This window comes from Methanoregula sp. (assembly GCF_035543475.1).
Taxonomy (GTDB): Archaea; Halobacteriota; Methanomicrobia; order Methanomicrobiales; family Methanospirillaceae; genus Methanoregula.
Genome location: NZ_DATKKA010000005.1, coordinates 1 through 10,518 on the forward strand (window position 1 = coordinate 1; position 10,518 = coordinate 10,518).

Consider the following 10,518-nt stretch of genomic DNA (forward strand, 5'->3'; position numbering starts at 1 on the left):
TGGCCGGAGAGGTGGCCCTTGACTTCGGTACCACAGAGGATCATGAACCTGATGTTGGGGTTGGCGATGTAATTGGCGATGACCTTTTCAAGACCGAGATTCTCGGTCTTACAGGAACCGCACATCGCTGCGCCTGCATCACAGATACCCTGCTCGTCGAGGTGGGAACCCATGGTGATAACAGCGACGCAGCTGTTTGCATCTCCGGAGTGGAAGTCGCCCTTGACGAGCGGCCATCCACTTGCGGGGGATTTCTTGTCTGCCATATCAGCCCACCTTCACCAGCTGGAATGCAATAACTCCTGCAAGGAGTAGTCCGATGGCAAGCCCGTACCAGAAGGCATTGATGCTGCCACCGACAACAAGGGTCTTCTCGCGGCCCGGGAAGGATGCAACATAGTTTCCTTCGCCGGAGAGCATGTTGACGAGATCGTCTGCCGATGCCTCGAGGACTGCTACCTTGTCAACGACCGGGGAGAGTGATTCGCCGGCGGTCGTGATGATACCGACAACGGGGTCGGCAACGAGGCCGAATTCCGGGAGAACAATAACGTATGCCATGGTTAGTGTCCCTCCACTTCAGGAATCGGCTTTGAGTCAAGCCACGCGAAGGCATCGCGCTTCGAGAGCCTGATGTACTCGCAGTAGGTGTAGAGCCAGCCAACGAGTGCAATGATAAGCGAGATGATCGCTGATCCGGCGCTGACGAGAGCAAACGACATGATGGCTGCCACGATCATGGAGAGGAAACCGCACTCTGCGGTCAGCATGAGCATCCTGTCCTGTTTCCAGCCGGGTCCCAGGCACGCGTTGAACGGGTGCTGGATCGCGATTGCGCCGAGCAGGAATGCCACTCCGGTAAGACCGCCACCAATGAACGAGACCTGGTAGCTGGGCAGGGAGAGTGCGCCAAACAGGGTCATACTTCCCGTGGTGAGGCCGGCAAACGTGAAGCTGCCGGTGATAAGGACGGCAAAGCCCATCAGCGTGAGTGCACCGACGACCGCAAGCTCGGTGAGAGCCTGGATCATGGCCGGGATCTTCATGTTGAGGACTTCGTTTGCGAGATACCCGAGGATGAGCCCGATGATGGCTGCAAGGACGAGTGCTACGATGGGTGCTGCAATGCCGAACTTGGTTGCAAGGAGCATCGCAATGACACCGGAACCGAATGCAATCATACCTGCCGAGGGGACACCGGTACCGATACCGTAGCTGCACAGTACCTTGATCGTGTGGCTCCCCCAGATGAGGGCTGCAACAGCGGCGAGGCCGCCGAAGAACGAAAACATCTCGGTGTTGGTGAGCACATTGAGATAGGAGAGGTACAGGCACACGAGCGTGCAGAGCACTCCTGCGATGAGGATCTTGTTGTGCGGGACGCCTCCTTCGATTACTTCAACTTTTACGGTCATTTCAACACCTCAGAGCACCACGATAAGGATCGCAACAAGACCGCAGAGCGCCGATGCAACCGCAGATGCAACAACCGACCGTGGCCAGCGCTTGAACTTGGGGTCGTGCGGGCCCTCGATGGTTCCGGTGATGTTGTAGGCGGTCAGCACCGCATTCACGAGGAACATACCGATGGCGAAGGTTCCTGCTACGGAGACTGCGATCGGCAGTGCCTGGCTTGCGGAGATGTTCATGACATTCGGGAGCGTTGCCTGGTAGAGGTTGAGAAGCTCGATATAAATGAGCGTTCCACCAGCTCCACCGAGAATACCTCCGATAACGCCGCCGACAAACGAGACGAACGGAAGACCGTGGCCTTCGGTACCCTGCGATTTGTATTCAGGCTGGGAGTCCCCGGTGATCGGGTCCTTTAATACCTTACCTGATGCCGCGGGGATACCCATGCCAAAGACGTACACGAAGTTGACCATCATACAGGTGATGGCCATCATCATGCCGCCGCCGACTCCGCCCGTGATAATGGCGAGGAAAAATCCTGCACCGGTGGAGCTTGATGCGGCTGCCCAGGCGCCGCCGAAGAGACCGGCGAGACCGGCACCGGCTGCGAGCATGGCAACACCGGTTGCGATACCGGGTGCCTGGCCCATTGCGGCGGGTGCACCGCCGACCGGCACGAAGTGGACGCCGAATCCGATCAGGACACCGCCGATGACCACACCGATCAGGGCCATGAGGCCGAGACTGGGGGAGACCACGTAGGCGATCCCGAGCAGGATGATGAGCATGACGATACCGACCACCATAGCGGTGGGGTTCATTGCCGAGCCTGCTGCCGGCTTTGCTGCTACTGCGGTCATGGTGCTGCCTCCTTTGCCGGGGCCGTGTAGGGACCGTAGTTCTTGCGTGCCCAGACCTCGATGTACCGGTCAATGACCGTGAAGACGAGAATGATCAGGACACCGACGATAATGGCTCCCCATCCTGCTCCGATCTGGTCGAAGAGAATGGTACGCCAGAGTTCGAGGAATACGATCAGGCCAAAGCAGAGACCCGATGCGGGACCGCCGAACTTTGCGGTGAAGAACCCGTTGTCGATCGAGTTGCGCTCGCCGGCTTCGGCGTACCGGACGATGTTACCAGATGCCGAGATCGGGACACCGGCACCGAACTTCTGGTTCTGGTACTGGCGTTCCTTGCCATAGAACGGGTTACCCGTTGCAGATCCTGCTGCTCCGAGTGTAATTCCCCAGATGAACCCAAGCAGCGGCAGCGGGAACGGGTGTCCCAGTGCAACGTTGATCAGGTAACAGATGGTGACGGTACAGAAAATTGCTACAAAGGCATGAGCCATGGCAACCGTCGTCATGGACTTAAGGATGTCCACGTAGACCGGCTGACCGAACTTGGAAAGGCTTGCCGTCCTGCCCAGGTATGCGGTGGTCGCATAGACGCCCTGAACGAAGACTGCAAGAAGAGAGGCGAGGACAATCGCGAGAACCGCGTTGATCTGCATAGCCAAAAAGGCCCATGCAAGTCCTGCGCCCAGAGCACACCATAGACCATACGCCGGGGGTTCGCCAGCAACCGCCTTATTGAAGATGCGGTGCACGAATCCCATCTGCGGAGCGAGCTGAACCTGTGAGTTCGGGTCACCCTGGGACCCGATGTTGGATTCAGTATCTTCCGCGGAACCGGCTACGGTGGCAAGAGCTCCTGCCAATGCAGTAATTCCAATGCCAAATACTATTTGTTCCATTTAGCCTCCTCCCTGCGTGCGAATGCACGAGAGTATTCAAAATGCAATGCCACGCACATCGAGTTAAACTCTTAAACTCTTTGTGGTCAGTGTAAAATTAGTGAGATCTTGATTAAAAGGTTTCGAAATCGCGTTCGGGAAAACGGGTTTTTATAGCCCGAATTATAAAACTGGGGCCGATAACGGTTTTTCTTGTCATGTGGACTTTCGTTAATGAAAGACAGGTTGCGTTGGGGGCAAGCAATCTTGTGCTCGCCACCGGACAGACCGACGGTGAGGAGCTGGAGTGGATTCGGTCATCGTGTCCGGGTTGCCAGGACCGTGAGGATTGATCATCCTTAGATAGTGTTGTTTTGCCCGGTCCTGGTTGAGCCGGTACCTTTTCGCCTTCCCTTTGTGGGCGGGTATGTGACCGCATTATCCCAATGCCGGGACGCTGTCAGCCCAGGTCTCGATTCTGCTCCTGATACGTTCGTCCTCGTAGGAGGAGAGAGTGACCTGCCTGCGGGAGAAGTTCACGTAGTAGATTTCGCCGTTTGGGTCATGACACCGGAGCGTTGCGGAGTAGCTGTCTGCATCCGGGCTGCGGGCCGGGGTACCCCGGTGGGCTGCAGTGTTGGCCGTGTTGGCGAGCACTGCGGTAATGCCGGCGTTGAACCCGGTTACCGTGCTGTAGGTTTCTGCCGTCATACCAACATTCTTTGCATTGCTGTCCCGGTAGGCGATCCGTGCCGTATAGGTCTCACGGATCTTCTCTACGGGAGGATGGTTTGCATTGGCGGTCATATATGAGATGCACCCGAACGGGTTGCCCATGATGACGGACTGGACAAGCGAAGAAAATGCCCCGATGTCCGCAATAGGCTCTGCAAGGGTGCGGACGGCACACTTGACACTGGTGTTCCGTGTGAATTCAGCCATCTTTTTCACCTCCTTCTTCTTTTTCTCGTCTGTCTCGGGGCGCCCGTTGACACAGGATCATGGGATTTTCGAATATAAAGCCTTGCAAAAGGAAATGAATTCGGGGCAGAAACAGGGTGGGTTTCAGGATCCGGGCTGAAAGCGTTGCAATTACAGTGAAATAAGGGGAATTTGTGGAGATATATTCAACAAAATTCGTATTCGAGAGTCTTTGGTACAATAATATGATTATTCGCGAACCGCTCTCTCCAATTATCAATTTCTGTACGCTCCCACCCCCCTCTCTCTGATCCTACAAAGGGGGGTGGGTACCCCGGTTTTTTCCGGATCATGGGAGGGGGGTGGCCCCCACCCCCTCCCCCACCATGTGCTCCTTGGCACCTGTGCGGTCTCCCGCTTTCCCCATAGCCCGTGGACTGCGCTTCGGATATTGCCCCTTTTTGTGTACACCTCTATATGGTTTATAGCAACTTTGGAAACACTTCCTCATCCTTTTCCCGCCGCCGTTTTCCCTTGTCCCGACCGTCGCACTCATTATCTCCCGCTCCCCACCCCATTCTATGGCAAATCTCACGCACTTCATGATCCCGGCTGATGACGTAGACCGGGCACGGCGGTTCTATGCCGCCCTCCTTGGCTGGAAGATCGACCCGGTCCCCGCCTCCCCCGACACCATGGGGATCGCCGCGATGCAGTACCATGCAATACTGACCGGCCCGGTGGAGCCCGGGGCCCTCAGCACCGGGGGATTATACAAAAGGCACCAGAAGGAGCCGATCCTCTCGTTTGTCCAGGTCGAGGATATCGAAGGCGTGGTCTCGAAGGTGGAGAACCTCGGCGGAAAGATCTCCCTGCCGGTTACCGAGATCCCTGGGGTGGGAATGACCGCGATGATCCTTGACACCGAAGGGAACCTGATCGGTATCTGGACACCGCTGGACTAGGAAAAAAGACATTTTCCGGTTTTTTCTTTTTTCCGGCTAACGCATTGCGTTCTTCCGCATCAGGGTCATCACGCCGGGCTTTGCGACAGCCACGGGTTTACCCAGGGACGGCATTGAAAACCCGCCTGTTTCCATTGGCGGTGCGGAAAACATCTCCCTGTTGAGCCGGTCCCCGATCTCATCGAAGATCCGGGTATAGGCCACGCAGTGCGGGTCAACGCCCTCGATCCTTCCCGGTGTCGGGGCCATCGCATTGTACGGGCACCCGCCCCGGCAGTACTTGATGTGTTTGCATGTCGCGCACGCCGTATCCACGTAATCTTTGAAGGCGAGCATCAGTTTCCCCGACGGTGATTTCATCAGGGTCTCAATCGAGGGGTGATCAGCCACGTTCCCCATCACATACTCCGGCATCCCTACGAACCGGTAACAGGGATAGATGCTCCCGTCGGGCCCGATGGCAAATGTGCTTCCCATGCAGTCCACGTACGTGCAGACGCTCCCCCGGCGGGTGAAAACGCACCGGCAGAGATCGTTAATGTTCATCACCTCGATCCCGTCCATGTGGTCGAGCGCCCGGTCGAGCAGGTACACGAGAAGCTCGCCGTATTCCGTCGGTTCCAGTGCCCATTCTTTCGGGTTCTCCGACCGGAGTGACGGGAGTGCCGGGTGCAGCTTCAGGGTGAAGCCCTTGTCGAGGAAGAATTGGAAGATCTCCTCCTTTTTCTTCACCGACTTGTTGGTGAACGTGCAGATAAAACGCACATCGAGGCCGTGGGCCTTTGCGATCTCGTACCCTTTCATCGTCTTCTGGTAGTACCCGTCCCCGCGCTGCGAATCGGTGATCGCCTCGGGTCCGTCGATACTTGATCCGATCGGCACACGGTACTCCGCAAGGACATCCGCGATCTCCGGCGTCATGCGCCAGAGATTGGTCTGCATTGCAAACTCCGGGTGCATCCGGGCAAGGCCGTCGGCAAGTACTGGCAGTGCCTCACGGTAGAACTCTGCCCCGGCAAGGAGCGGCTCCCCTCCGTGGAAGGTAAAGGTCACCCGGTCCCGGGGCAGGTCTTTAAGCCATGCCACGATCTCTCTGACCGTATCCACGCTCATGACCGGCGACCCCTCCTCGGAACTCCAGCAGTATTTGCATTTCGAGGGGCAGCCCAGCGTCGGGATGATCATCACGTGGAACGGGTTTTTCATTACGGTTTTTTCCCTTCGTCAGGGTATATTTGTTTTCATCGGATGAAAAGAGAATGCGTCATCCCCGGGGGAACAGGCCGCCAATGTCTGGCCCTCATGTCCGGTATTGCCGGCAGGTCTGTCGTTTCTCCTGACCAGGTACCGGTACTGGAGCGGATCGGAAGGGTGCAGCCGTTCCCGGTATTCAATTTTTACCACAATGTACGGGAACCGGCCAAAGGAGGTAAACTCCAGCCGTCGCAGGAAGGCCGAGACAGTGTTGCCCTGGTACCGGGTGAGGCAGAACCGGTCGCGGAGCTCCCTTACCGTGACCCATCGCTCATCGCCGTCCTGCTCGTTCATGAATTGTTCCAGCAGTTCAGGTACGCCGGTATATTTTCTCATATTCTTGGAATGTATCAGGATGGCCGGAGGGTTTATGCCCCGCCGGTCAGGGAGTCATGCTCTCAAGCTGTGCCATGAGAAGCTGCATCACGCTGTCAGTTGCCTTGTAGGTCGGGGAATCGGCATGGCGCAGGATAAAGGGCCGGCCTTCGTCACCTGCCCGGACTAGGTCCGGGTCAAGCGGGATTGCTCCAAGGAACGGGACGCCAAGATCGTGCGCGGCCTTCTTTCCCCCGCCTTCGCCGAACACGTCGACCGTTCCTCCGCAATGGGAGCAGACCATCCCGCTCATGTTCTCGATGATCCCCAGGACCGGCAGCTCCAGCTTCTCGATAAACTTCACTGCCTTTGTGGCATCCATCACTGCCACGTCCTGCGGGGTCGTGACAATCACCGCACCCCGCACGTTGGGCGCCAGCTGGGCGATCGTGAGTGCCTCGTCGCCGGTACCGGGTGGCAGGTCGACGACCAGGAAATCGAGCGCTCCCCAGTTCACCTCGGCAAGGAACTGGCGGATGGCGCTCATCTTCACCGGTCCCCGCCAGACCACGGGCGAGCTCGTGTCGGGGAGTAAAAATGCCATGGACATGACCGCGAGGTTGCCGGTAATACGGACAGGCTCGAGGCGTTTCCCGAGGATTGCCGGCCGCTGGTTTTCGACTCCCAGCATCTTGGGGATGTTGGGGCCGTGGAAATCGAGGTCGAGCAGCCCGACCTTTCTGCCATGGTCGGCAAGGGCGGATGCCAGGTTCACCGCAACGGTGGATTTCCCGACCCCGCCTTTACCGCTCAGCACGAGAATTACGTGCTGAACATCGATCTCTGCCTTGGGTGGCAGCCCTGTCGCAGGGGTGCTGTGCGGTTGTGCCGATGCACAGGTGCTGCAGTTCTGGTCGCATGCCGGTTCGTTGTCGTGTGGAGGTACTGTCATGTCAGGATCATCTCGAAAAAATGGGGGTATGGGTGTCAGTCATGCTTCTCGTCGTCGGAGACCAGTGCGAGGATCTCCGCCGCCGGGCCAACAGAAAGGATCTTCCCGCCCCTCATCAGGGCGAGCCGGTCGCAGATGTCCCGCACGAAGTCCATATCGTGCGAGACCACCACGAACGTCTCCCCCATCTCGTCGCGGGCGTTCAGGATGGAGTGTTTTACGTCCTGCTTGGTGACCGGGTCCATCGTGCCGGTCGGTTCGTCGAGGATCACGAGAAGCGGTTCCCGGATCAGTACCTGCGCCAGCGCCACCCGGTGCCGTTCCCCATTGGAGAGCTCGCCCGGGAACCGGGGGAGGATCTCTTGTGCCTTCTCCGGGGAAAAACCCGCCATCACGAGGGTTGACACCGCCTTGCGCTGCGCGAGTTCCTTGGGGAACTCAAGACCGATGGAATCGGTGAGGTTATCAAGGACCGTCCGGTGGGGGAAGAGGTCGTATTCCTGGTGCAGGAGGCCGATGTACTCCTTTGCCCTCCCCCGCTCGGTGATGCCCGGCCTGGTCATGTCCACCCAGTCGTCCCCGATCAGGATGTTCATTTCCCCGCTCGTAGGCTCGATGACCCCGGCGATGATCTGGGAGAGCGTGGTCTTTCCCGCCCCGCTCTTGCCGATGATCCCGAAGATCTCCTTCTGTGCAACATCAAAAGTTACGGAGTTCACGGCCCGGACCACCCCGCGGTCCACGGAGACGTACCGTTTCGTCACGTCCCGGGCAGCGAGGATCTTCTCCCCGAACGCCGGGGGTGCGGACTCTTCGATCTCCTGATAGTCCTTTGCAAACGACCTGATGACGTTTTTTGGCGAACCTATCGCTGCGATCTCGCCGTTCACGAGCAGCATCGCGTGGTCTGCCATGTCCTCGATCACCTGCGAGAAGTGCGAGGTCACCATCATGCCCATCCGGTTGCGTTCCGCCGCTTCGGTGAGCATGGCATGGACCAGCCGGGCGGTCTCGGGGTCGAGAGTGCCGGTCGGCTCGTCGGCAAAGAGCATCGCCGGTTCTTTAGCAAGCTGCCGGGCAAGCACCACCCGCTGTTTCTCTCCCCCCGAGAGGTCGCGGGCGATATGCATCATCCGGTGGGAGAGTTTCACCTGGTCGATCAGGTCGGCCGCCCGGTTCACTGCCTGTTCCTGGGGGTACCGGATATCGTCGAGCGCGTGGAGCACATTTTCAATCACCCGGTCGTCGCCGTACAGGGCAAAGGTCCGCTGGAACATGATCGCGGTCCGGTTCATCACGCGGGACTTCATCCCGTCGCTCTTCTCGTCCCAGAGGTCCACGTCGACGGCAACCAGCTCCCCGCCGCACTTCGGGCACCGGTTCCCGGCCCGGCTCTGCACGTCCATGTACGAACAGCGGTCACAGGCCGCCATGTGGTACACGATCGAACCCCTGACGGGGGACTCCTCGACTCCCCGGAGCAGGTGCATCAACACGCTCTTTCCCGCCCCGCTTCTCCCGATAACCCCGAGGATCTCCCCTTCCGGGATCTCGAACGAGACGTTGTTGAGAACCCTCGTATCACCGAAGTCCATGCAGAGGTCGTTCACGCTGATAAATGGCTGTGGCATGGTGTATCCGCGCTCCGGTTCACCCCTGTTTTGGTAGTACCGCTGGTCTTTTTTCGGGCGCGGGTGATCCTTCCGGCTCCCTGCAGGTATCGGTGTTCTTTCCGCAGGGGCCTCTCCCCCTTCCGATCACTCGTCCCCGTTTCATCGGCCCGTTTCCGTCAAAACCCGGCATAGTGCATCCTTCGCGATCTTCGCAGGGAATTATTACGCATATGAGCATAAAGATTTAAGGATCGGGTATAAAAAAAGATACAAGGGACCCTGCCCTCGTGTGCATCTCCCGGCTGCTGCAAAAGCGCCGGCGCACCGGGCGTCCCCCCTTATTCAGGCGAACTTATTTTGAACCTGCCGCCCCGAGCACGATGGGCAGTGCGGTGACCAGTTCCGGCAGCATCTCGGCCGGGAACCCCATCACCATCTCGTCATCGCCGATGCCGGAGAACCTCCGGGACCCGTCGCAGCCCAGCGAGAAGTTGGGCTGGCCGGAGTGATAGGTCTGGGCGGTTGCATCTGCACAGACCGACTGGATGCCGGAGAACTCTGCATGGATCCTCCCGCCGAGCCTAAAGAGGCTGCTCTGGGCCAGCTTGAGCATGTTGCGGGGGGTGGTGACGATCAGGATGATCTGCGGGGAAAACGGCGTTGTTTCGAGAGGTGCATACATCGTGGCGTAGGTCTCTCCCGTATCTAAATGCGGGATTTTCTCGATCGTCCGTTTGCAGGCCGCATCGCTGTCGAACTTCCCGAGCTTGAAGTAGAACTCGCCGTTCTTCAGGGTGGGGGAAATCGGCTTTAAGCCCAGCGACCACGCACCGCCGTTACATTCGTGCTTTTCGGCAGGGGCATAGAAGATCTTCCCCTCCATCCGTGCCAGGTTCACCATCGAACAGTGCCGGATGGTCTTGTCCAGCTCCGGGATCCCGGCCGGAATATCGGCCTTCGTGGGCGCAAACCTGATGGCGACCGGCGATCCCTTCAGGTTCAGGAGCTTTTTGAGCTGTTCCGAAGCCTCGTGGTAGTTCACCGCTATCTTCTCGTAAGCCATAAGCATCTTCTCGTCTGTCAGAGACAGGGTAATTACCCATATGAGCGGAACCATAAAAAGATGACGGAACGACGCAAAAAAACAATCGTACCTGGCGTTACTTGGGGCACTTCGGGCACCGGCCTTCCGCCGCTTTTTGGCAGCCTGCCATCTCGATCCCCTTCCCGTTGACCAGGGCATCGGCGATCTTACGCCGGGCCTCGTGGAGGTCCCGCCAAGCGGTCTTCCGCGAAACCCCCAGCCGCTCGGCTGCCTCCTCCTGCTCCAGGCCTTCGAGATCGATG

The 10,518-nt window shown here is 58.4% G+C and carries 12 protein-coding genes and 1 pseudogene; 1 reads left to right on the forward strand and 12 read right to left on the reverse strand.

Going from position 1 to position 10,518, the window contains the following annotated elements:
• The 6 genes and pseudogenes from VMS83_RS01380 to VMS83_RS01405 all read right to left on the reverse strand — a co-directional run.
• Positions 1 to 266, reverse strand: a pseudogene (locus tag VMS83_RS01380) (tetrahydromethanopterin S-methyltransferase subunit A); the annotation flags it as partial.
• Between the two features lies 1 nt (position 267).
• The gene (gene mtrB / locus VMS83_RS01385) at positions 268 to 561 is read right to left on the reverse strand and encodes a tetrahydromethanopterin S-methyltransferase subunit MtrB (protein WP_325409127.1); all 294 of its coding nucleotides are present in this window, start codon (positions 559 to 561) and stop codon (positions 268 to 270) included.
• Positions 562 to 563: 2 nt separating this feature from the next.
• Complete coding sequence (gene mtrC, locus VMS83_RS01390; protein WP_325409129.1) at positions 564 to 1,415, reverse strand: tetrahydromethanopterin S-methyltransferase subunit MtrC; 852 nt, start codon at positions 1,413 to 1,415, stop codon at positions 564 to 566.
• 9 nt (positions 1,416 to 1,424) lie between these two features.
• Positions 1,425 to 2,273, reverse strand: coding sequence for a tetrahydromethanopterin S-methyltransferase subunit D (gene mtrD / locus VMS83_RS01395; RefSeq protein ID WP_325409131.1), 849 nt, complete (start codon positions 2,271 to 2,273; stop codon positions 1,425 to 1,427).
• Positions 2,270 to 3,172, reverse strand: coding sequence for a tetrahydromethanopterin S-methyltransferase subunit E (mtrE, locus tag VMS83_RS01400; RefSeq protein WP_325409133.1), 903 nt, complete (start codon positions 3,170 to 3,172; stop codon positions 2,270 to 2,272). The genes mtrD and mtrE overlap by 4 nt, the downstream gene beginning before the upstream one ends.
• Positions 3,173 to 3,589: 417 nt before the next feature.
• Positions 3,590 to 4,093, reverse strand: coding sequence for a hypothetical protein (locus tag VMS83_RS01405; protein WP_325409135.1), 504 nt, complete (start codon positions 4,091 to 4,093; stop codon positions 3,590 to 3,592).
• A gap of 560 nt (positions 4,094 to 4,653) precedes the next feature.
• Between VMS83_RS01405 and VMS83_RS01410 the strand changes: the two genes are divergently transcribed.
• A complete protein-coding gene (locus VMS83_RS01410; protein WP_325409137.1) occupies positions 4,654 to 5,037 on the forward strand; it encodes a VOC family protein in 384 nt (127 codons plus the stop codon).
• Positions 5,038 to 5,073: 36 nt separating this feature from the next.
• Here VMS83_RS01410 and VMS83_RS01415 read toward each other — a convergent pair whose 3' ends face one another.
• The 6 genes from VMS83_RS01415 to VMS83_RS01440 all read right to left on the reverse strand — a co-directional run.
• The gene (locus tag VMS83_RS01415) at positions 5,074 to 6,243 is read right to left on the reverse strand and encodes a TIGR04083 family peptide-modifying radical SAM enzyme (protein ID WP_325409139.1); all 1,170 of its coding nucleotides are present in this window, start codon (positions 6,241 to 6,243) and stop codon (positions 5,074 to 5,076) included.
• Between the two features lie 18 nt (positions 6,244 to 6,261).
• The gene (locus VMS83_RS01420; protein WP_325409141.1) at positions 6,262 to 6,627 is read right to left on the reverse strand and encodes a hypothetical protein; all 366 of its coding nucleotides are present in this window, start codon (positions 6,625 to 6,627) and stop codon (positions 6,262 to 6,264) included.
• Between the two features lie 46 nt (positions 6,628 to 6,673).
• The gene (locus VMS83_RS01425) at positions 6,674 to 7,558 is read right to left on the reverse strand and encodes an Mrp/NBP35 family ATP-binding protein (RefSeq protein WP_325409143.1); all 885 of its coding nucleotides are present in this window, start codon (positions 7,556 to 7,558) and stop codon (positions 6,674 to 6,676) included.
• Between the two features lie 35 nt (positions 7,559 to 7,593).
• Positions 7,594 to 9,189 (reverse strand): methyl coenzyme M reductase system, component A2, encoded by a 1,596-nt coding sequence (gene atwA / locus VMS83_RS01430; RefSeq protein WP_325409144.1) that lies wholly within the window; start codon positions 9,187 to 9,189, stop codon positions 7,594 to 7,596.
• A gap of 334 nt (positions 9,190 to 9,523) precedes the next feature.
• Complete coding sequence (locus tag VMS83_RS01435; RefSeq protein WP_325409146.1) at positions 9,524 to 10,234, reverse strand: DUF169 domain-containing protein; 711 nt, start codon at positions 10,232 to 10,234, stop codon at positions 9,524 to 9,526.
• Positions 10,235 to 10,331: 97 nt separating this feature from the next.
• Positions 10,332 to 10,518: DUF134 domain-containing protein (locus tag VMS83_RS01440; protein ID WP_325409145.1), on the reverse strand; the 187-nt coding region annotated here is incomplete at its 5' end.

Excerpts from the sequence above, each read along its gene's own strand:
- mtrB (WP_325409127.1), bottom strand. The coding sequence starts at position 561 with ATGGCATACGTTATTGTTCTCCCGGAATTCGGCCTCGTTGCCGACCCC.
- mtrC (WP_325409129.1), bottom strand. The coding sequence starts at position 1,415 with ATGACCGTAAAAGTTGAAGTAATCGAAGGAGGCGTCCCGCACAACAAG.
- mtrD (WP_325409131.1), bottom strand. The coding sequence starts at position 2,273 with ATGACCGCAGTAGCAGCAAAGCCGGCAGCAGGCTCGGCAATGAACCCC.
- mtrE (WP_325409133.1), bottom strand. The coding sequence starts at position 3,172 with ATGGAACAAATAGTATTTGGCATTGGAATTACTGCATTGGCAGGAGCT.
- VMS83_RS01405 (WP_325409135.1), bottom strand. The coding sequence starts at position 4,093 with ATGGCTGAATTCACACGGAACACCAGTGTCAAGTGTGCCGTCCGCACC.
- VMS83_RS01410 (WP_325409137.1), top strand. The coding sequence starts at position 4,654 with ATGGCAAATCTCACGCACTTCATGATCCCGGCTGATGACGTAGACCGG.
- VMS83_RS01415 (WP_325409139.1), bottom strand. The coding sequence starts at position 6,243 with ATGAAAAACCCGTTCCACGTGATGATCATCCCGACGCTGGGCTGCCCC.
- VMS83_RS01420 (WP_325409141.1), bottom strand. The coding sequence starts at position 6,627 with ATGAGAAAATATACCGGCGTACCTGAACTGCTGGAACAATTCATGAAC.
- VMS83_RS01425 (WP_325409143.1), bottom strand. The coding sequence starts at position 7,558 with ATGACAGTACCTCCACACGACAACGAACCGGCATGCGACCAGAACTGC.
- atwA (WP_325409144.1), bottom strand. The coding sequence starts at position 9,189 with ATGCCACAGCCATTTATCAGCGTGAACGACCTCTGCATGGACTTCGGT.
- VMS83_RS01435 (WP_325409146.1), bottom strand. The coding sequence starts at position 10,234 with ATGGCTTACGAGAAGATAGCGGTGAACTACCACGAGGCTTCGGAACAG.